14 protein-coding genes are annotated in these 22,895 nt (G+C 47.5%); 13 read left to right on the plus strand and 1 reads right to left on the minus strand.

Going from position 1 to position 22,895, the window contains the following annotated elements; genetic code table 11:
• Positions 1–28: 28 nt before the first annotated feature.
• The 13 genes from CS562_RS30455 (at position 29) to ligA (ending at position 20,709) form a co-directional block, all read left to right on the plus strand.
• Entirely contained in the window at positions 29–241 is a 213-nt protein-coding gene (locus CS562_RS30455) for a hypothetical protein (protein WP_076287653.1), read from the plus strand.
• Between the two features lie 271 nt (positions 242–512).
• Complete coding sequence (locus CS562_RS30460; RefSeq protein ID WP_257219654.1) at positions 513–1,679, plus strand: S1C family serine protease; 1,167 nt, start codon at positions 513–515, stop codon at positions 1,677–1,679.
• 43 nt (positions 1,680–1,722) lie between these two features.
• The gene (locus CS562_RS30465) at positions 1,723–3,621 is read left to right on the plus strand and encodes a stalk domain-containing protein (protein WP_257219655.1); all 1,899 of its coding nucleotides are present in this window, start codon (positions 1,723–1,725) and stop codon (positions 3,619–3,621) included.
• Between the two features lie 331 nt (positions 3,622–3,952).
• On the plus strand, positions 3,953–6,466 hold the full coding sequence (locus CS562_RS30470; RefSeq protein ID WP_099859230.1) for a U32 family peptidase: 2,514 nt from the start codon (positions 3,953–3,955) through the stop codon (positions 6,464–6,466).
• A 172-nt stretch (positions 6,467–6,638) separates the two neighbouring features.
• Positions 6,639–10,262 carry a DEAD/DEAH box helicase gene (locus CS562_RS30475; RefSeq protein ID WP_099859231.1) on the plus strand — a complete coding sequence of 1,208 codons (3,624 nt, stop codon included), beginning with the start codon at positions 6,639–6,641 and terminating at the stop codon, positions 10,260–10,262.
• Between the two features lie 80 nt (positions 10,263–10,342).
• Complete coding sequence (galU, locus tag CS562_RS30480) at positions 10,343–11,221, plus strand: UTP--glucose-1-phosphate uridylyltransferase GalU (protein WP_099859232.1); 879 nt, start codon at positions 10,343–10,345, stop codon at positions 11,219–11,221.
• A gap of 183 nt (positions 11,222–11,404) precedes the next feature.
• On the plus strand, positions 11,405–11,953 hold the full coding sequence (rfbC, locus tag CS562_RS30485) for a dTDP-4-dehydrorhamnose 3,5-epimerase (protein WP_099859233.1): 549 nt from the start codon (positions 11,405–11,407) through the stop codon (positions 11,951–11,953).
• 55 nt (positions 11,954–12,008) lie between these two features.
• Positions 12,009–13,034 (plus strand): dTDP-glucose 4,6-dehydratase, encoded by a 1,026-nt coding sequence (rfbB, locus tag CS562_RS30490; protein WP_099859234.1) that lies wholly within the window; start codon positions 12,009–12,011, stop codon positions 13,032–13,034.
• On the plus strand, positions 13,031–13,912 hold the full coding sequence (gene rfbD, locus CS562_RS30495; RefSeq protein ID WP_099859235.1) for a dTDP-4-dehydrorhamnose reductase: 882 nt from the start codon (positions 13,031–13,033) through the stop codon (positions 13,910–13,912). The genes rfbB and rfbD overlap by 4 nt, the downstream gene beginning before the upstream one ends.
• 190 nt (positions 13,913–14,102) lie before the next feature.
• Positions 14,103–14,978 carry a phosphatidylinositol-specific phospholipase C/glycerophosphodiester phosphodiesterase family protein gene (locus CS562_RS30500; RefSeq protein ID WP_099859236.1) on the plus strand — a complete coding sequence of 292 codons (876 nt, stop codon included), beginning with the start codon at positions 14,103–14,105 and terminating at the stop codon, positions 14,976–14,978.
• Between the two features lie 287 nt (positions 14,979–15,265).
• Complete coding sequence (gene pcrB, locus CS562_RS30505; protein ID WP_373561773.1) at positions 15,266–15,952, plus strand: heptaprenylglyceryl phosphate synthase; 687 nt, start codon at positions 15,266–15,268, stop codon at positions 15,950–15,952.
• A 296-nt stretch (positions 15,953–16,248) separates the two neighbouring features.
• The gene (pcrA, locus tag CS562_RS30510) at positions 16,249–18,609 is read left to right on the plus strand and encodes a DNA helicase PcrA (protein ID WP_099859238.1); all 2,361 of its coding nucleotides are present in this window, start codon (positions 16,249–16,251) and stop codon (positions 18,607–18,609) included.
• 81 nt (positions 18,610–18,690) lie between these two features.
• Positions 18,691–20,709, plus strand: a complete 2,019-nt coding sequence (gene ligA / locus CS562_RS30515; RefSeq protein ID WP_099859239.1) for an NAD-dependent DNA ligase LigA — start codon at positions 18,691–18,693, stop codon at positions 20,707–20,709.
• Between the two features lie 149 nt (positions 20,710–20,858).
• Here ligA and CS562_RS30520 read toward each other — a convergent pair whose 3' ends face one another.
• The gene (locus CS562_RS30520) at positions 20,859–22,211 is read right to left on the minus strand and encodes a molybdopterin-dependent oxidoreductase (RefSeq protein WP_099859240.1); all 1,353 of its coding nucleotides are present in this window, start codon (positions 22,209–22,211) and stop codon (positions 20,859–20,861) included.
• Between the last annotated feature and the right edge of the window lie 684 nt (positions 22,212–22,895).

Consider the following 22,895-nt stretch of genomic DNA (forward strand, 5'->3'; position numbering starts at 1 on the left):
CAACTATGGTGAGGAGGTCTGTCTATCCATGCTGTTTGCAGAAGCTGCCGCGGCGAGTACTTCAAATTTTAATGCGTTTGATATTTTTGTCATCTTATTTACGATCCTGATTTTCATCGGAGTGGTTCGTCTGCTTCGCGCACCGAAGAAGAATTTGTTTGCTATCGGATTTGCAGTGGTCAGTCTGCTTGTATTCCTTTTGACGGACTATGCCATGATTACCGGTTGGTTTGGTTCGTAGACAACGCTGAACTTATTTGAAAACAGCAAGTAGAAGAACAGACAAACACTTTCCATGGAATTTAGGAGGGTGTTTTTTTGTGTTTTGCAGAGTGGTGTGGATAATACGGCCTTCTCTATAGAAATTAGGTCTTAAAGCGATTGTACAGGAATAATTTGTATGTTAAATTTGAGGATACCGGTATTGCAGATAATAGAGAAAGAGATTCAGTGTTGGATCCTATGGTTTCGGTTGCATAACGGAGGATATATAGAGAGGGTTAGGTGAGAGAATGAGAGTGTTGGGGAAAAAGGGTGTAGCCATACTGATGGCTGCTGTGCTCTCGATCAGTGTTGCAGCAACGGCTGGAGCAGCGGAGTCTTCATCAAGTATGCAAGCCAAAGTGGTAGATGGACAAGTATATGTTAATTCAAAGGATTTAGTCAAAGCGCTGGGAGGAACTGGCCAATATGACGCCAAATCTGGAACGTTTCAGTATAAGGGCAGTGAAGCAGTCCCGAAAGTAATTGAAAAAGTATCTCCGTCTGTTGTAGGCATCATCGGCAAATCTACTGAATCACAGGATGGCGTCACATCGGACCGTTATAACCTGGCTCATGGCACTGGCGTGATCATCCGCTCTAACGGCTGGATTGTGACGAACGCCCATGTGGTTGATGGATTAATCGATCCGTTGGTCGTGACGACCGATGGCAATACATATAAAATCACCAAAACATACAGTGACCCGTTAAGCGATATCGCTCTAATTAAAATTAATGCCAAATCTCTTAAACCGGCGACCTTCGCCAAAGCTTCCCAAACAACCGTTGGAGAGACTGTCATTGCCATCGGCACACCGATCTCCTTCTCTTTGCGTAACTCGGCGACAGTGGGCGTAATCAGTGGGCTTAATCGGGGAGTGGAGGCCACCTATCGGTTGATTCAAACAGATACGGCCATTAATCCGGGCAACAGCGGCGGACCGCTGGTCAACCTCAAAGGTGAAGTTGTTGGTATTAACTCTATGAAATTTTCAGCGGTGGGTATCGAGAGCATGGGATTTTCAATTCCAGTAGATACCGTTCAATATATTATCAATCAGTTCTTTGAATACGGAAAAATCAAGCGTGCAAGCCTTGGACTGCAACTGGAAGAGAGCTGGTCAGCGATTGTGGGCCTGCCTACAGATGATCCTTTGACGATTACGGGTGTGCTGTCAGCTCAAGCGAAGAAAGCCAAAATCAAAGAGGGAGATGTGTTATACAGTGTGGCAGGCACACGTGTGTCCTCTGTGGTGGATATCAATGAGCTGCTCAAAGCGTATGTGCCAGGTCAGAAGGTCAAACTGTTAATGCAAACGGACGGCGATATTGTCACTCGTACGGTGGTCCTTGCTGATCGAGCGGATTTCCAAGACGATGAAGATGAGCAGTTCACTGTAGATGAAGATCAATAAAGCCCGGCGAGCAATCCGGATCCAGAGAGGACGAATGAACGGAATGAAAAAATCATTTTTACGTGTGCTGAGCACAGGAATGTTAGCCGGGATGCTGAGCATTGGAGCGGCATTGCCTGCGGGGGCATCCGATCTTATATCAAGTGAGCTGCGGATCACAGCGGGTAGTACGAGCGCCTATATCAATGGCAGCAAGCAGGCAATCGCCAAACCATATAAGTTCAAAGGGGTTACGATGGTTCCTGTCGGTGTATTCAAGAAAGCTTTTGGTAGCGAGATCCGACTGGAGAAGAATGATGTGGTCAAGGTTAAGGAAGGCCCGCATACTGTCACCTTAACCATTGGCAGTTCGATTGCCTGGGTGGATGGAGTCAAAAAAGAGATGGGCGCTGCCCCAAAAATGGTAAATGGCGTGCTCATGGTGCCGCTCCGACCGGTAGCCGCGGGGATTGGCGCTACACTTGCCCCTAGTAGCTCTGGAGAAATGGTCATTCGATTATTGCAAACGGATGAATCGGTGGATGAGGACGAGGGCGGCATTAATCTGGACGAAGGCAAAACGAGAATTGGTAACAGTTATTACGGCTGGTCCATTAATTACCCATCCGACCTCATGATTCTGCAAACGGGCGAGCAGGAGCGCATGATGACATTTGGCGCGGAGGACAGCAGTTATTATCTTGAAGTGTACGTGAGTGACCAGGATGTGAATCTGGATTCGGATGATTTGTTACAGCAGCTTGTTCAGGAAGCGAAAGAGAGCGGAGACACGGTGCTCGATCGGGAATCAATTGACAAAGGGAAAACCCCTTATGCCCGAATTGTAGTTAAAGATGCGGACGGGGTATTGTGGGAAATGCGTCAATATATCCATGATGGTCGCCAATATGACGTATACCTTGCCGATTATGAAGCACTGAATTACAAGGATCTGGGCAAACGTGCAGCGCTGCTTAATTCATTCCAGCCTACTTATGCACAGTCCGATCGTACAATTAAGGATCTTTCAACCGTGGATGAGGGTATGCGCTCTACCTGGAATGACGATTATGGCATTGAACTGAAGATTCCAGCAGGTTGGTCCATGGACAACACACAGATGATATACGAAGCCAAAGATGGTGCATATCTGCAGCTGCGTGTTACATCTGCACCGAAAGGTGCGACGGTCAAAGAGTGGAGCGGTCAACTGGACAAATGGATGCGTGAGACGTTCACGCGGGAAAGTTATGAACCGATAGGTTCGTATACGATGGATGTATCAGGCGAGACTGCTGAGGTGAATGAGTTCCGTTATAACTTTGGCGATGGATGGCAGACGGAGTTTGATGTTCTTTTGCAAAAAAACGGCTATCGCTATTATGCAGAGTATACGTTCCCTGAGGAGCAAACGAAGGATCGTGAATGGTTTAAGAGTATCATGAAGAGTGTCGAGATTGATTTTGATACCGTATCCGATAATTTCGGACAGCTGGATGAAGACCCGTATTTGACGGATAAAACAAAAGCTGTGACACGAACGTCCAAACGTTATCATTACAGTGTAGATATTCCGCGTTACTGGACGCCGTACAATGATCGGTTTGAGTATTCTCCTGTCGTGTATACCTTCACAGGTGGCCAATTCTCCATTGCCGCAAGTGAGGACAAATCCATTGAAATGACCGTCAGCCAACTTAGAGAGGCCTATGCGGAAGCAACCAAAACGCGTAAAAACTTCAAGTTGCTTAGCAGTGAGGAGTTGACGTTTGCGGGTGTGCCTGCGTTTTCCTTTATCTATCATGAAGTGGACAATGGTGTGCCGTATACCGGACGTCAGATCGTATTTGAACAGAATGGAACGACGTATACCATTACGAGCGGGCTGAATGACGCCAACAAGACAGAAGTCCAGGCAGCGGCGCTGGAAAAAGCCGTGAACTCATTTACTTTTATCAAATAATGCGAAATACTGAAATAAAATAGATGTGTGTTGCCGGAGGGTCAAGAGACCTTCCGGTTTTTCATATTGAGATGGAAATGAAAATGATAAACGGTTTTTTCAGGAAAGCGTAGAAGAGTCGTTGCAGAAGTGGTACACTATACTAGTTCAGGAGTTATGACTGCTGTTCTGAAAAATAAGAATGACTGTAGGCTTGGGAATCAGGCAATACAGACATAATGTATAGATATAGCGATATAGTGATAATGCAGGCGTATGGAATTAAGTACAGGATTTAGCGTACAGGGTACAGGGATGAAATCCGGCTATGCCGGTTATGGGGAGGATACACATGAAAACAGCAACAATACGAAGAGAAGACGTTGAGCTTCTGGCACCCGCAGGTGACTGGGATTGTATGCGTTCGGCGGTAGCCAACGGCGCGGATGCGATTTTCTTCGGAGTCGAAAAATTTAATGCACGGGCACGGGCGAACAATTTCCGTATGGACGAGCTGCCAGAGATTATGGCGTTTTTGCACAGTTATGGCGTAAAAGGTTTTTTGACCTTTAATATATTGATTTTTGAAAATGAATTGACGGATGCCAAAGAACTGATTGATGCTTGTGTCGATGCAGGTGTGGATGCCGTAATTGTACAGGATTTGGGTCTGGTCAAAATGATTCGCGAGATCTCGCCGGATTTCCCGATTCACGGTTCCACCCAAATGACGATTACGTCACCGGAAGCGGTGGAGTTTACGAAGCCGTTTGATATGGAACGTGTCGTGCTTGGACGGGAGAACAACCTGAAGCAGATCCAGAAGATCGGAGAACAGGCGAAGTTGCCGATGGAAGTATTTGTTCACGGTGCGTTGTGTGTATCTTATTCTGGGCAATGTTTGACATCTGAAATGTGGGGTGGACGCTCCGCCAACCGTGGGGAATGTGCACAGGCTTGTCGTCTGCCGTACGACCTGATGGTGGATGGTGAGCATAAACCAATGGGCGATGTGGCGTATCTGCTGTCTCCGAAGGATCTGGCTGCGATTGACTTGATGCCGGAACTGATCGAAGCAGGCGTAACTTCCTTCAAAATCGAAGGACGTCTCAAAACGCCGGAATACGTGGCCAACGTGGTTAGTAAATACCGCAAAGCGATTGACCGTTACTTTGATGGAGATAATACTCCTCCAAGTAAGGAAGAAGTTCGTGAATTGCAGCAGAGCTTCTCTCGTGGATTTACGCACGGTTTCTTGGACGGAACGAATAATAAACAGCTGGTTGACGGTACGTTCCCGAAAAGCCGTGGCGTCTATCTGGGTCGTGTTGACCAAGTATTGCGTGATGGTGTCGTCCTGAAGCTCGATGCACCAGTGAAACGTGGAGACGGAATCGTATTCGATGCCGGAGATCCGACGAAGAAGGAAGAGGGCGGACGTGTCTACGATGTACGTCGCAAAGGCGTGAAGCTTGAAGGCGAAGCCGAGGAAGGCTGGATCGTGGACGTTGTACCAGGCCGTAGTGATGTGGACCTGCGCCGCGTGAAAGTTGGCGACAAAGTATGGAAAACGAATGATCCGGCGCTGGACAAACGTCTGCGTCAGAGCTTTGAAACCGAGAAGCCTTATCGCATCTTCCCGGTAAACGTAAAAGTTATCGGCAGCCCAGGGCAGCCGCTTAGCACATGGTGGACGGACGTGCAGAAGGGCACGACAGTCCGTGTGAATTCCGAGATGGAACTGGATATTGCCCAGAAGCGTCCAATGACGCACGAACTGCTCGAAGAGCAATTCGGACGTCTGGGCGGCACTGTGTTCCAGCTGGAAGAACTGGACGTCAACCTGCACGGTGACGTCATCATCCCGATGCGCGAGTTGAATAACATTCGCCGTCAGGCGGTGGAACAACTCGCGGGCGAGCGGCCTAAACCGCCCGTCTACGTGAAGCGGGCGGTGGAAGTCTACGGCGATGCGGTTAAACCGGCAGCGCCAGTTGCTCGCGGTCATGCGGAGCTGACCGCGCTCTGCCGCAGCCTGCCCCAAGTGGAGGCAGCGCTGGAAGCGGGTATCGGCATGATCTACGCCGACTTCGAGTTTATCAAGCAGTTCCCGGCAGCAGTGGAAGCTGTTCGTGCCGCAGGCCGCAAGATTGCGTTGGCAACACCACGCATTCATATGCCTGGCGAGAACGGGTATCACAACAACATCCTGCGTTTGCAGCCGGATGCTGTGCTCGTACGTAATACGGGTGCATTGTACTTCTACTTGCGCCACCGGATGGAGAACCCGGATGCGAAGCATCCTGAATTGATCGGTGACTTCTCACTCAACATTGCCAATCACAAAGCAGTGGAACTGTTCCTGGAAGCAGGTTGTGACTGGATTACACCTTCTTATGACCTGAACATTCAGCAAATGGTTGATTTGCTGGGACACTCCCGTACAAGTCAGACGGAAGTCGTTATTCATCAGCATTTGCCGATGTTCCATACTGAGCACTGTGTGTACTGTACGTTTATGAGTGAAGGAACGGACTTTACGAACTGTGGACGTCCATGTGAAGATCACCGGGCTTCCTTGCAAGACCGGATCGGTATGTCTCACCCGGTACGTGTGGACGAAGGCTGCCGTAATACCGTGTATAATGCAGTGGAACAATCCGGTGCTGAATACCTGACCAACTTCATGGATCTGGGTGTATCCCGTTACCGTGTTGAATTCCTGGAGGAAACTCCAGAGCAGGTGCGCGAGGTTATTGATCTGTACAATCGTGCTTTGCGTGGAGAGATCAGCGGTACACAAGTGTGGAAAACACTGAAAGCAACAAACCAGCTTGGCGTAACGCGTGGTCAACTGGTGAAATAATAGATCGAAACGGAAATAAACAGAACAAGCATGAAGTTGAACTATACTGCAACCCCAATCTCTGCTTTACGGAGCTCTTGGGGTTTTTTCTATAAAATAGACTTGAACTATACCGATACTAAATTCGTATGTGGTATTTTGTTTGTCAGAGAAATATAGGAGGCGAAGAACCGTGGCGCCATTCACGATGATGGATATCAAATTGCTGTGCGGGGTCACGGCTTTCAAACGGGGAGAAGCGTATAACCAATCTGGCAGGGTGACCAATCTGGTTGCCAGTGAGGATGAGCGTCATTACGAAGCTGTGGTTCGAGGTACAGAACGATACAAAGTAACGGTTGATCTGGATGATGCAGGTGAGGTTGTTGCCGGATGCAGCTGTCCGGGCGATGGGAGATATTATGACTATTGCAAACATGTGGCTGCCGTATTGCTGGCGATTCATGAATGGGGAGAACAGCGTGACACGGGCTCTCAAACCTCCTCGAAGCTGGTGTCTAAATCTGATCGTGGCTCCACTTCCAGAGTAGGAACGCTGGTGGAGGAGAATGAGTGGGAGCGTCCAAACTCCATTTCAAATACCGACTCAGTGATGAATGCAGGATCTCATTCAACTTCATCTGCTCAGACCTTTGCAGCGGGGCCATTGCCTTCCGATGCCAAGCTTGATGACCATTCGGATAGGGATCGTCCGTCCGTACATTTCGCTCAAGCAGGTCGTCCAAGCTCTGCTCCTGGATGGGGCAGATCAGCAGATAAACCTTCCTACCGAACAGCAGATCAGATTCTTTCCTTGTTTGCCAAAGAACGCAGCCCTTTGCATGCAAATGATCGTAAATACACTGCGCCTGTAACCCGGTCTTTATTACGGGAGGAACTGCAGCTCCAATTTATATGCAAGCTTGTGCAGGTTCACAAAGGCGGAGCCAAACTCGCGCTTGAACTGAAGGTCGGAAATAAACGCCTGTATGTCGTTCAGAAAGTGAAGCAATTCCTGAACTGCATTGAGAATGGTGAGCCGATGTCGTTTACCAAGCTATTTTTCTACGACCCTTCAATGCACTATTTTCGGCCCCAGGATCAGGCGATCCTGTCTATGCTTATTCGAATGAGGCAGAGTGAGGAAGCATACCGCGAATCCATCTCGGGTTACTTGGGTGCTTCAGACGGAAGAGATATATTGATTGCTCCTCTGGTTTGGAAGCCTCTACTGGATTTGTTGCTTCAGGCAGATAGCCGGATGGAGGGGACAGGGTTAGCGAATGGTCCGCTCACTTTGGGTGAGGGGGCACTGCCTTTATTTTACCGTATTGCGCAGGGGACTAATGAAGGATATCAGCTGGAGATCTCCGGATTTCGTGAGCTGATTCTTCTTCCAGCCTATGATGCTGCCGTGGTGGAAGGGCAATTGCATATGTTGGAGCCGATGCAGATGCGAAGTCTGGAGGATTTGAGCAGAGCGCTCACATCTTATGGAATCAAGGAAAGTATCGATATTTCAGCTCAGCAGGTGGATGAATTTGTGCAGCATGTAGTACCGGAATTGCGAACACTTGGACATCTGTCTATCGACTCCCAGGTGAGAGAACGAATCGCAGAGCCGGAGCTTGCGCCAAAGTTGTATATCGATTTCTACCGGGAACGGATTACTGCGCGTCTGGAGTTTGACTATGATGTAATGGTAATTAATCCGCTGGCCGAATATTTGATCGATGAGGAAGAGAAAAAGGTGATTTTGGTACGTGACCGTCATGCGGAGCGTAACCTGATCGACCGACTAGATCGCTCTTTCCTGGAACGGGATGGCAGTGTATGGGCGAGTGAACGAGAAGATGCGGTATACGATGTGATGTATCATCTGCTGCCGGAGCTTGAGAAGCAGGTAGATATCTATATCCCGAATGCGGTGAAGGCCATGGTGCAATCCTATCCGACACCGCCGAAAGTTCGGGCAGATCTGGGCAAAGGCTTGGATTGGCTGGAGATCTCATTCGAGATGGAAGGTGTAGATGAGCTGGAGCTTCAGGAAATTATGCGCAGCATTGTGGAAAAGAAACCGTATTTCCGCTTGCGCAGCGGTGTGTTTGTCTCTCTCGAAAATGAAGGAGCGGACAGCTTCGCACACATGGCGGACTCGCTTGGACTTGCGTCGGGCGACATCAAGGGCAGTCATATTCGGATGCCAGCAGTTCGGGCGTTACAGCTTCCGGGCCGGGACGAGGTATCCGGACATGTGAAGTGGGGAGGTTCCCTGAAACGTTTCCTGGATGATCTTCGTGATCCCGAGCGGATGGATTTTGCGCTGCCGGATGAGCTTGCTCCTGTGTTGCGTGATTATCAAGCGAGTGGATACCAGTGGCTGCGCACACTCGCATTTTACCGATTTGGCGGCATTCTGGCAGATGATATGGGACTTGGAAAAACGCTGCAAAGTATCGCCTATATCGCGGCAGAACTGAAAGAAAAGCCGAAACAGCACAATAGTAATCATCCAGGTGATGCTAGCCACACTGTCGATGAGGGAACCTTCGGAAGTAACATCCCAGATGAAGTACAGGTCGGATTGTTGCCCCAACAACCTGCTCATCCTCCAGTACTCGTCGTTGCACCAGCTTCATTAACGTACAACTGGGCGAATGAATTTGCCCGTTTTGCACCGCATTTGCGAGTATTGATTGCAGCGGGTCAAAAAGACGAACGTGCAAGTATGCTCGCAGGTATGGATGACGCAGATGTTATTGTGACTTCCTACCCTCTATTGCGGCGTGATCTGGACACATATCTGGGGAGAACGTTTCATACGCTTATTTTGGATGAAGCCCAGGCAATCAAAAATTCTTCTTCCCAGACGGCTCAGGCTGTTAAACAGATTCAGGCACCACGTCGCTTCGCTCTTACAGGAACACCCGTGGAGAATTCATTGGATGAGCTGTGGTCAATCTTTGAAGCGGTTTTCCCGGGCTTGTTTCCAAGTTATCGCAGATTCCGGGACCTGCCACCTGAGCGGATCGCGCGAATGGTTCGTCCGTTTATTCTCCGTCGTCTTAAGAAAGACGTGCTGGAGGAATTACCCGATCGTATTGAAACCGTACAGCGCTCCGAGCTGAAGGACGAACAGAAGAAACTGTATGCCGCCTATCTATCCCAGCTTCAGGATGAGACATCCAAGGATATGGAAGAGAACGGTTTTCAGAAGAACCGGATCAAAATACTTGCTGGTATTACACGCCTGCGCCAGTTGTGCTGTCATCCTGCTCTCTTTGTGGAGGGTTATCAAGGGGATTCCGGGAAAATGGAGCAGCTGCTGGAGACGGTAGAGGATTGTCTGGCTGCTGGCAAGCGGATTCTCATCTTCTCCCAGTTCGCTAGCATGCTGAATCTAATTCGACAGACGCTCGCTGCACAGGGGAGAGATTTGTTCTACCTGGATGGTCAGACACCTGCACAGAGTCGGGTAGAGATGTGCCGCAGATTCAACGAAGGCGAAGCTGAGCTGTTCCTGATCTCCTTGAAAGCTGGCGGTACCGGATTGAATTTAACGGGTGCAGATACTGTTATTTTATATGATTTGTGGTGGAATCCCGCCGTGGAAGAACAGGCCATCGGACGTGCCCATCGTATGGGGCAGAAACAAGTTGTACAGGTTATCCGCCTCGTTACGGAAGGTACAATTGAGGAGAAGATTCTGGAACTGCAGCAGCGCAAAAAAGATTTGATTGCCGAAGTCATTGAACCCGGAGATCGAGGATCGACTACCTTATCCGAGCAGGATATCCGGGAGTTGTTGATGGTATAATGAAGTCCAATCACATTGGAGTTTACCATCATTTAATATATTAAAATATGACTCTAGCAAAAAAAGGAGTGGGGCTCAGCATGCGTATTCGCAAAGCAATCATTCCAGCGGCCGGGCTCGGTACCCGGTTTCTTCCTGCCACGAAGGCGATGCCCAAGGAAATGTTACCAATCGTTGATAAACCAACGATCCAGTACATTATTGAAGAAGCCGTGGCTTCAGGCATTGAGGATATCATTATCGTAACAGGTAAAGGTAAACGGGCCATCGAGGATCATTTTGACTATTCATTCGAACTGGAGCAGAATCTTGCTGGTAAAAAGAAATGGGATCTGCTGAATGAAGTTCGCAAACCCTCCGAGATGGCAGACATCCATTATATCCGTCAAAAGGAACCAAAGGGTCTGGGACACGCCATCTGGTGTGCCCGCAAGTTTATCGGAAATGAACCATTTGCTGTCCTGCTAGGAGATGACATCGTGGAGTCCAGACATCCTTGTCTACAGCAGATGATCGAAGTCTATGATGAATTGCAATCTCCAATCGTAGGTGTGCAGCCTGTTGATTGGAGCGAAGTGTCTCGTTACGGGATTGTGGATGGGGAATTGGTATCTCGCACCGAAGATCGTGTATACCGCGCGCGTCGTTTGATCGAGAAACCGAAGACGGAAGAATCACCTTCCAATCTGGCTATTATGGGGCGTTATATTCTAACGCCGGATATCTTCGATATCCTTGGTCAGCAGTCTGCTGGCGTGGGCGGAGAAATCCAGTTAACGGATGCTTTGTCCCGTCTGAATGACCAACGACAGATTCTCGCCTATCACTTTGATGGCCTACGTCATGATGTTGGGGAGAAACTTGGTTTTATTAAAACCACGATTCATTATGCGCTTCAGCGCCCGGATCTTAGAGATGATTTGTTGAAGTATTTGGAGCAGATAGTACAGAACAAATAGAGAAATCGCTATGATTAAGCCCAGCCGAAAGTTAGACACCGGCTGGGTTTTAATTATTTTATGGAACAACGTATTGAAATATCGTGATTTAACCAGGCCAATGAACGATCACTTGCCCGATGCCTTACATATACATAGATTAATATGAAGAAATGCTGTTAATAGCAATAACGGAGGGATAACATGAAGGTGATTCCGCTGTTTATGAATGGCGCAGCTATATTGGAACCTAAGGTTTATGGCGATCATCGGGGATATTTCATGGAAAGTTATAATGAGCGTGTTCTGAATGAAAATGGTATACATCATGTATTCGTGCAGGACAATCAATCCCTGTCCGCAGAAGCTGGAGTTCTTCGCGGACTTCATTACCAGCTTCAGCCCAGAGCACAGACCAAGTTGGTCAGAGTTATATCTGGAGCCATCTATGATGTTATTGTAGATATTCGTACCACTTCACCAACCTTCGGACAGTGGAAAAGTGTCATTCTCAGTGAGTATAATCAGCGGCAGTTGCTTGTCCCTCAAGGTTTCGCTCATGGGTTCTGTACACTGGTGCCACATACACAGGTGACATATAAGGTGGACGCATACTATTCGCCTGAACATGACCGGGGTATATTGTGGAACGATCCAGCGCTCGGAATTGATTGGCCTGTGTCGAATCCCATTCTCTCCGAGAAAGACCAGAAGCACCCTTTACTTCAAGGGGCGGAACTGAATTTTGGCTAACTAAAACAAGCTTCTCGGATCGTACAGTATCTGGGGGCAGAAGGAGAGAGATAACATGAAACTGCTCGTTACTGGAGGGGCTGGATTTATTGGCAGCAACTTTGTGATGTATATGCTTCGTGAGCATCCTGATTATGAAATTGTTAACGTGGATTCCTTAACGTATGCGGGCAACCTTGAGAATTTGCAATCCGTAGAATCGAATTCTCAATATACGTTTATCCGAGCGGATATCACTGACGTTCAGCAAATGGAACAAATTATTTCCCAAGGGATCGATGTAATCGTCAATTTTGCGGCTGAGTCTCATGTGGATCGCAGCATTCTGTCCCCGGATATTTTTGTGCGCACCAATGTACTCGGAACTCAGGTGTTGCTGGATGCCGCGAAGAAATATCAGGTTACCAAATATGTTCAGGTGTCTACGGATGAAGTATATGGCTCACTTGGTCCAACAGGTTTGTTTACAGAAGAGACACCTTTGATGCCGAACAGTCCTTACTCTGCCAGTAAAGCGGGTGGGGATTTGCTTGTAAGAGCGTATCATGAAACCTTTGGTTTGCCTGTAAACATTACACGTTGTTCGAACAATTATGGACCTTTCCAATTTCCAGAAAAGCTTATACCGCTTATTATATCTCGTGCATTAAATGATGAGGCTATTCCTGTCTATGGCGATGGGCTTAATATTCGTGATTGGCTTTATGTAGAAGATCACTGTAGTGCTATCGATTTGGTCATTCATAATGGCAAGATTGGAGAGGTATATAACATCGGAGGAAATAACGAACGTACTAATATATATATTGTTGAAAAGATTCTAGAACAACTAGGCAAACCTGCAAGTTTGATTCAATATGTACAGGATCGATTGGGGCACGACCGACGTTATGGGATTGACCCGACCAAATTGCATACTGAACTTGGCTGGAAGCCCGTGCACAATTTTGAGACAGGGATTAAGGAAACCATCCAGTGGTATCTGAATCATCAGGAATGGTGGACACGAATTCAATCAGGTACGTATCAAGATTATGTAAAACTTCAATACGGCGATCGAATGGGTGATTCTACAGAATGAAATATAGAGTGATGGTGACAGGGGCTGCGGGACAGCTCGGATACGATGTTGTAAAGACATTTCAAGCTGGTGGTCATGATGTCATGGCCTGTGACAGGGATCAATTGGACATTACCGACCAACAGCAATGCAGAGAAACCATTAACGCTTTTCAGCCTCACATCATCGTTCATTGTGCTGCCTATACAGCCGTTGATAAGGCCGAGACAGATGAGAATATGGCGTACACAGTCAATGTAACAGGCACTAGAAATATAGCTGTTGCTGCAGAGAAAGTGAAAGCCAAGCTGATCTATATTAGTACCGATTATGTATTTGATGGCACCGCAACGAGACCTTATCAGGAATTTGATTTGACGAACCCGCAGACCGTGTATGGCAAGTCAAAGCTTGCCGGAGAGAGATTGGTCGAGAGTCTCTGCACGCGATGGTTTATTATACGAACATCTTGGGTGTTTGGAGTACATGGCAGTAATTTTGTCAAAACCATGTTGGAACTTCTGGAGAAGCGTCCCCGACTTCAGGTGGTTCATGATCAACAAGGGTCGCCCACATATACTGTGGATTTAGCCAGACTCGTGAGTAACCTTTCATTAACTGAAAAATATGGTATCTACCATGCCTCTAATTCTGGAACATGCACCTGGTATGAATTTGCACAGGCCATTGCAGAAGAAGCAGCTAAGCAATCCGGATTCAAACCGAGTGCTGTTCTCGAGCCTTGTACCACCGGGCAATTCCCACGTCCTGCTCCTCGACCTCAATATTCCGTAATGGATCATCTTGCTATTCGTACAAACGGTCTGCCACCCATGAGAGCTTGGCGAGAAGCTTTAATCGCATTTCTGAATGAATTGAGTGAACAACAAGCCGAATAGATCGTGATTCTTATCCATCCGAAATACTGCATCCCTAGATTTTACAGCCGCCTTCGGGCGGCTTTTTGTTTTACACCTCTCCAATCAGGGTAGTTAGCTATCAAAAAGGAAAAACCGTACATGCTTCGTCATATCATGATAATCATACTCTTTTTCTTTCCTACCACCCTGATAAGGATGTGAACGCCATATGAAACGAATTGCCGCCGTCATTACACTACTCATCGTAACCGTGGGCACACTCTTTTTTGCCTATGACAGTCAGAGCGAGGAGCAGCACGATGGGTTTACGGCCTATCGACTGATTGCTCATGCAATGGGCAGTATCCGTGAGCAGCGCTACACCAACGCCTATGAGGCGATGATTGCCAATTATGAGAAGGGCACACGTGTGTTTGAGATTGACTTTATGCTGACCTCGGACCGTAAAGCAGTAGCCAGACATGAATGGACCGCCAATATGAGTAAAATGCTGGGACAGGACGAGGAGTTACCCGAGGACAAACAGGCTGGGGCGCTGACACATGATGAATTCATGAATACGCCCATTCTGGGCATGTACCAACCGATGGATGCCGATGGCATTATGGATGTATTGGCCAAGTACCCGGATATGTATATCGTGACCGATACCAAGGAACAGAAGGACGAGGATATTCAGCAGGTGCTAAAATCACTCGTGGACGCAGCCAAGAAACATGACCCTTCAATCCTTAATCGGGTTGTAGTACAGATCTATAACGAGCCGATGCTCGAAACCGTGAAAGAAATCTACGCGTTTCCTTCTATTATCTATACACTTTACGCTACGCAGGATACTGAAGCCCAGGTGGTTGATTTTGTACAAAAGAATGACATCGATGCCGTAACCATGCCGGAATATAAAGTAAACCAGAATTTCGTTGCCAAGCTGAAGCAGGCTGGAGCCGTCACCTACGTGCATACCATTAATGACACTGACCAGGTAGCGAACTATGAGAAATGGGGCGTGTACGGCGTGTATTCGGATGTATTGACCGAGCAGGAACTGGATGAGATGAACACACGTTTTGCCTGGAAGCCTTGAGTATTAAATGTTGATTCAAAGGATGCAGTGTCCTACTTTAGACTTTAGATCCAACCCTACTCAAGATATTGATGTTCGAACTGGCGCCAGGCGCTGGCTTAAATTCTGTAGCATCACATCCCTACCATCTAAAATTACAGGCTTCTCCTGCAATTCCAGGGAAAAGTCTGTGATTTTTTGTTCCCCTTTTTATACGAACATTGACACTCACTCCCTGCTGACTTAGACTTAGTTTACAAGCTTTTTAGGATGCAGAAGAACCTCTGGAGGAATGTTCGTTGATAGACATGATTAAGCAGTGGAGACATGTATTTAAGCTAGACCCGGACCGGGAAATAACGGATGAAGCACTCGACCTGATCTGCATGTCGGGAACCGATGCCATTATTGTTGGTGGGTCTTCGGGAATTACCTATGACAATACGGTGGACCTGATGTCCAGAGTACGTCGCTACGAGCTGCCCTGTGTGCTTGAAGTATCCGAGCTGGAGGCAGTTGTGCCTGGTTTTGACGGATATCTGATTCCGATGGTGCTGAATGCAACGGATAGCAAATGGATGATCGGACAGCACCAGCAAGCCATCGAGCGTTATGGTTACCTGATCCCATGGGATCTGCTTATTGCAGAAGGCTATATTGTTCTTAATGCCGACTCCACTGTTGCCAGAATGACCGGAGCGGATACGGAATTAACGACGGATGCTGCGGTTGCTTACGCCCAGGCTGCGGAACGTCTGCTTAACCTGCCTATCGTATACATGGAGTACAGCGGAACGTTTGGAGATATGGAGCTGGTTGGAGAGACACACAGACAACTCAACAAGGCGCATCTCATCTATGGCGGCGGGATTGATAGTCCGGAGAAAGCTGGACAAGCTGCACAGGTCGCAGACACCGTAGTGGTTGGCAACATTGTTTACAGTGATTTGAACAAGGCGTTGGAGACGATCCAAGCTGTGAAACAATCCGTTTAATCGGTTTAGTTTACCATTCCCCCAATTTCCCCTCTTGATCTGTTAAAATAGAACTTTGGCTTTGCTATTATAGAACAGTTTTTATAAGGATTAATTATCTTTTATACTAAAACGGAGAAGGCGGAATCGATCTGGAGAAACGAAGTGTTCGCCTTTATCACCGGATTTTCCCTTTGGAGAAGGGAATCAAAAAAATCTGGGGATAACAGCGATCGAAGGACGGTTCTGCAATCGGAGTCCTAGTGTAACCTCTGAATTAGACTTTATATTTCAACCAATGAAAGGAGCATGCATGCATGCAACCTGTAAATATACATGATGCCGTTGCACGGCTTAACACCCCCCAACGGCAAGCCGTCGAGGCGACGGATGGACCGCTACTGATAATGGCCGGAGCGGGCAGTGGTAAGACCCGGGTGCTCACCCACCGGATTGCCTATCTTATTGCAACACGAAAAGCACCCCCGTGGGGCATTTTGGCTATTACGTTTACGAACAAAGCAGCACGCGAGATGCAAGACCGGGTCTCCCAACTGGTTGGCGGCTCTCAGGGTCGTGACATCTGGGTATCAACGTTCCACTCCATGTGTGTGCGTATTCTGCGCCGTGATATTGAACGCATCGGCTTCACCTCCAATTTCAGCATTTTGGATTCATCTGATCAATTATCTGTCATTCGTAGTTGTATGAAAGACCAGAACATCGACACAAAGAAATTTGAACCAAAAGCCGTTCAATCGATGATGAGCACCGCGAAGAATGAATTGATCAGTCCGGAGCAATATGAGAAGCAGGCTGCTGACTATTTTGAAGGCATTGTGGCGAAGGTATATAAGATGTACCAGAAACGGCTCCGTGCAAACAACTCGCTCGATTTTGACGATCTCATCATGGCGACCATTCAACTTTTCAAAGAGGTACCGGAAGTTCTCGACTTTTACCAAAAGAAATTCCAGTACATTCACGTGGATGAGTACCAGGATACCAACCGTGCGCAGTATATGCTGTGCCGTATGCTCGCTGATAGTCATCACCGCATTTGCGTCGTAGGGGATAGTGACCAATCAATCTATCGCTGGCGTGGAGCGGATATTAGCAACATCCTGAATTTTGAGAAAGACTACCCTGAAGCCAATACGATTTTGCTCGAGCAGAACTATCGTTCCACTTCGAATATCCTGAATGCAGCCAATGAGGTAATCGGCCTGAACACTGGGCGCAAACCGAAGAAACTGTGGACGGACAAAGAGGGTGGCTCAAAGATCAAGGTGTATCGTGCGGATTCCGAACATGATGAGGGGTATTTTGTAACTTCCGAGATTAGTAAAAATGTGAAGAATGGCAAATCCTATCAAAACCATGCTATTTTGTACCGTACCAATGCCCAGTCCCGGGTTATAGAGGAAATTCTGATCAAGTCTGATATTCCATATCAGATCGTTGGCGGCATCAAGTTCTATGATCGTAAAGAGATTAAGGACATTCTGGCGTATCTGCGCCTGCTTTCCAACCCTGATGATGACATCAGCCTTACCCGGATTATTAATGTACCAAAACGCAGCATTGGTGATACAACGGTCGCGAAGCTGGCAGCTGCGGCAGGAGAACGGGGGATTTCAATATACCGTGTGCTTCAGGTCGTGGATGATCTTGGTTTTGCCGGTCGAACGCGGAATGCGCTGGTGGAGTTCTATGACATGATCGCCGCGCTGCATCAGATGGTAGAGTATCTGTCTGTGACCGAATTGACCGAGAAGATTCTCGAAATGAGCCAGTACCGGCTTGAGATGCAAAATGAAAACACACTCGAATCCCGTGCACGGCTCGAGAACATTGATGAGTTCCTGTCCGTTACCATGGAATTTGAGAAAAATAATGAAGACAAAACACTCGTTTCGTTCCTCACCGATCTCGCACTGATTGCGGATATCGACAGCATGAACGATGATGAAGAGGATCAGAGTGATGCAGTTACCCTGATGACGATGCACAGTGCCAAAGGTCTAGAATTCCCTGTCGTCTTTATCGTTGGTATGGAGGAAGGAGTTTTCCCGCACAGCCGGGCCTTTATGGATAACGAGGAGCTGGAGGAAGAACGCAGACTGGCTTATGTGGGCATTACGCGTGCGGAAGAACAACTCTTCCTGTCTTGCGCGCAAATGCGGACCTTGTTCGGACGCACAACGGCGAACCCGCCATCACGCTTCCTGGATGAAATTCCGGATGAGCTAAAAGAAGATACCTCCATCGCTCGTGACCGCTACCGTCGTGGTAGCAGCGCAGGTGGATCATACGGTGGCCGTGGACTTGGTGCCAGTGGAGGGAGTAACTTTGGTGGAGCAAGCAAGTTGTTTGATCGTCAGAGCCAAAGCGGTTCTTCCGCTTCGTCAGTTACGTCCTCACGGGTTACCATGAGTACGTCGTCCAGCACATCCAGCACGCCTGCCCCGTCGTCAGCATCTAAACCGGTCGCTGCCGGAGCTGGTTCTGATGGTTTCAAAGCCGGAGATAAAGTACAACACGGCAAATGGGGAACTGGTACCATTGTTGGGGTGAAAGGCACAGGTAATGACACAGAGCTTCAGATCGCATTCCCGGCCCCGGTTGGCCTAAAACGTCTGCTTGCAGGCTTTGCTCCCATTACCAAAGTGGAATAGATATTCATGAACGAATGTAGAGCTTGCTCTAACGTTCGTTCTACATAGATCCAAATTATAATAACGGAGGGATGGCCCTGTATGGACCCGATGCACCGGATGGAGCAACTCGTTACCGAGCTGAACCAGCATAATTATCAGTACTACACGATGGATCAGCCGCAGATCAGTGATAAGGAGTATGATCTTCTGTACGACGAACTGGTTACGCTGGAACAGGAGAGTGGCATGGTTTTGCCTGATTCTCCGACACAGCGTGTGGGTGGTGAACTGCTCAAAGGGTTTACACCACATCGCCATTTATCCTCATTGTGGAGCTTGGACAAAGCCCAGAATATAGAGCAGCTGCGAAACTGGAATACTCGTGTGCTCAAGCTGGTCAATGACTTCAACACCAAAAATCCAGATAATCCGTTGCCCGAACCTGGCTATGTAATCGAACTGAAGTTTGACGGTTTGACCCTTAATCTAACGTATACAAACGGTGAGTTAGTTCAAGCCTCTACGCGTGGAAACGGAACCGTAGGCGAGGGCATCTTGGCTCAAGTTAGAACGATTAAGTCGGTTCCCCTCAAAATCCCTTATACAGGCGGCACGATTGAAGTCCAGGGTGAAGGCATCATGAACCTGTCTGTATTGAATCGTTATAATGAAACAGCAGCAGAGCCGCTCAAAAATGCCCGGAATGCAGCAGCAGGAGCGCTGCGCAACTTGAACCCGAAGACTACCGCAGAGCGGCGGTTGAACGCCTATTTCTATAATGTAGGTTATTCGGATGATATTCAGTTTGCCAACCATCAGGAGATGATGGATTTTCTCCGTGAGAATCGATTCAAAGTCAATCCATCCATTACATATTTCCATGAGTTTGATGATGTGATGGAGCAATTAGCTGCGATACAAGAAAGTCGTGGTCAACTGGACTACCTGATCGATGGAGCTGTTATTAAAATCACAGACATGCGCACCCGTGAGGCATTGGGTTATACGGATAAATTCCCTCGTTGGGCGGTAGCGTACAAGTTCGAGGCGGAAGAGACCACGACCGTTCTGAACTCTGTTGTCTGGAATGTGGGCCGTACCGGCAAAGTGACTCCACTTGCTCGAGTTGAACCGGTTGAGCTAGCTGGGGTAACGGTACAGAACTGTACATTGAATAACGTGGGTGACATTGAGCGGAAAAATTTGAAGTTTGCCTTGGGTACACGTGTCTTTATCCGTCGTTCCAATGATGTCATTCCTGAGATCCTGGGTAAAGTGACTGAAGAGAGTGATGGCGAGGAAATCGTGTTCCCTGAGCAATGTCCGGCATGTGGATTCCCGCTGGAACAGCGTGGAGCGCATTTGTTCTGTAACAACAAGCTGGCGTGCAAACCGCAGACGGTGGCCCGGATTTCTCATTTTGCTTCCCGTGATGCAATGGACATCGAGACATTCAGCGAAAAAACGGCGATTCAGCTGTACGATGAATTGAACGTGCGTGAGCCCGCTGACCTGTATACATTGCAATTCGATGATTTGGTGAAGCTGGAGCGGTTTGGTGAAAAGAAAGCGAACAACCTTATTGCTGCCCTGGAGCAGAGTAAGGATCGTGACCTCGCTTCGTTCCTATATTCACTGGGTATTCCGAATACAGGTAAATCGACTACACGTATGCTGGCTGAACATTACCGCGACCTGCATGCCATTATGAATGCAACGGCAGAGGAACTCGTTGAACTACCCGATGTTGGCGGCATTGTAGCTGAGAGCATTGTGACTTTCTTTGCAGACCCGTTCACACAGGCAGCTATAGAGAAGATGCTGAATTTGGGCGTGAAAGCCCAGGCGCCTGAGGCACCAGCAGCGATTGTGGAAGATTCCTTCTTCAGTGGCAAAACGGTCGTGCTGACTGGAACACTGCATCAACTCACGCGGGAAGAGGCAACACAACGACTGGAAGCACTTGGAGCGAAGGTAACGGGCAGTGTCTCCAAAAAGACAGACCTCGTTATTGCCGGAGAGAAGGCAGGTTCTAAACTGACTAAAGCTCATGATCTCGGCATTCCTACTATTGAGGATGAGGATGAACTTGTACGTCTTTTGAATCAAGAGGGATAGATTCTGAATGTGAGTAGGCTTTGATTAAATCGCAGCGTATCTCGAATAAGCAATAGATAACTTAAAGACCCCTGTACCACGCATAAGTGGAACGGGGGTCTTTGGTTTGCACATTTATTTGAATTCAACTATATCGGCAGTAACTCCAATCAGGAACGCGCCTGAGAAGCACCAGTAAGCCATGCATCCTTGTCGTATCCTCGTTCTTCCCAGTAGCCGATATGTTCGCTGTCGATCAGTTCAATACGATTCAGCCACTTGACGGACTTATAGGCATACATCTGGGGAATGACCAATCGTACCGGACCGCCCAGATCTGCTGGAATCGGTTTCCCATCATGCATGACAGCTACCATTATATCCTCCATCTGTGCCTGATCCATCGTTATCGCATCTGTATATACACCGTCTCCTGAGTAGAATTTGACGCTGTGTGCTTCGGGTTTTACTCCGGCTTGGGTCAATAGTTGCTTAAGAGATATGCCTTCCCAGGTGTTCTTATAAACAGACCAGCCTGTTACGCAGTGAAAGTCACTGACCTGAACGGTACGAGCAAGCTTCACAAATTGCTCCCAGTTCCATACCTGTGCGCGTTCAACAAGCCCATCAATCCGGAATGACCAGTTTGCATTGGAAAAGGAAGGTATCGGTGTTACCGTGTATACGCGAAAATGACCTTCGGCCCCGCCTCCGACGGGAGGTGAGGAAGCTGGCAGTGCTTGTGGTAAGGGCACCATGTGATTGGGATTGTTCTCCAGCATGCTATCAATACTGTTGTCTAGTTTGAGGTTTCGTCCAACCCATGATATAAAAGTAGGCCCCAAAGTCACAGCTAGCCCCACTCCTACAGCAGACCGAATAAATGCCCGCCGTGTATATACGGGTTGAGGTTTCTCTGTTTGATGGAGAGGACTCTCCTTAATGGTACGTATAGATTCGGTAGAAACGACCGCTGCTGGCGACGTATTTTCATCAGGAGCATCAGTTGAATGCAGGATATTTCTACCCTCTGCTACAACTGTCGTTGCTTTTACTGCACGGCGTGCAGGGTCTTTTAACCATCTCGTTCGCGTGATAGAGTGGTAGATAATATAAGGCAGGCCCACCCAAGTCAGCAAATCATGTACAAGAAGCGCGGCATTCGACCATCTCGGCCCAGCGAGCTTGAACTGCCATAACACAACTCCTGACAACAGCCACCCTACCAGCAGTGCAAGAACAACGATTGTATTTGCTCTCTGCCAAGGCCGATTACGAATTTGTTTCCAGTGCTTTCCGGCCAAAAGTAAGTAATATACCACAGGAGCCAGCATAGCTATCCCGACGACAATATGTAGCCACTTTAACCATACACGTCCGATCCCGAGTAACTCACGCCAGAAACCACCGACCAACATAAGGCCTGATACCGCGAGGATGACCACAATCCAGGCATTCCAGGCATGAATGGAAACGAGCTTTTTACCATAACCCTTTCGAATGTTCTTCAGCCATTGCTTCATATGCGTTCACCCCATATAGGTTATTCATCAGAGCATCTTCGATATAAATGAAGCCGATTGTGATTAGAGAGCGGGTTCTGAATTTAGTATTATTGAGTATTGTGTCAGCGCCTCCTTGTACGGGAGTATCCTATTCATTCCTTATTCTATATTATATATACCTTATTATAGAGCGTTTGGATCACTTGCATCAAAAGTGTAGGGGATGACACTTCTTATATAAAAGTATCCTCTAAATGGTTATCTATTACTATTTGTTCAAAAGTAGATGCGCCCATCTGTTTTAGTAAATAGAATTCATTTATTCAGTAACCCGAAGTATCTGTATGTAAATAGAGTGATCCTGCTGCATTCATATAATCTGTCGATTGATGTAGTTGAGAGTTCCTTAGCTAGAGGGATTGTGGATTATAAAGTATTTATATAAAGCTTATTAAAAAGTGCTTGCTAAATAAATTAGATCATGATATATTATTTCTTGTCGCCTCAAGCTAATGATTGTCGAAACGCTTTGAACGCTGACGAAAAAAAAGAGTTGACAGTTAGTTAGTCAACATGATAAGATAAGATTCCTGTCCGGTTGACAAGCAATAACACAAACGGACAACAAGTTCCTTGAAAACTGAACAAATGGATAGTAACTTTTGATTCATAATGAATCGTCAGTTTCAAAATGAGCTTATC

The organism is Paenibacillus sp. LK1 (assembly GCF_002750415.1).
In the GTDB taxonomy this organism is placed as follows: domain Bacteria; phylum Bacillota; class Bacilli; order Paenibacillales; family Paenibacillaceae; genus Paenibacillus; species Paenibacillus taichungensis.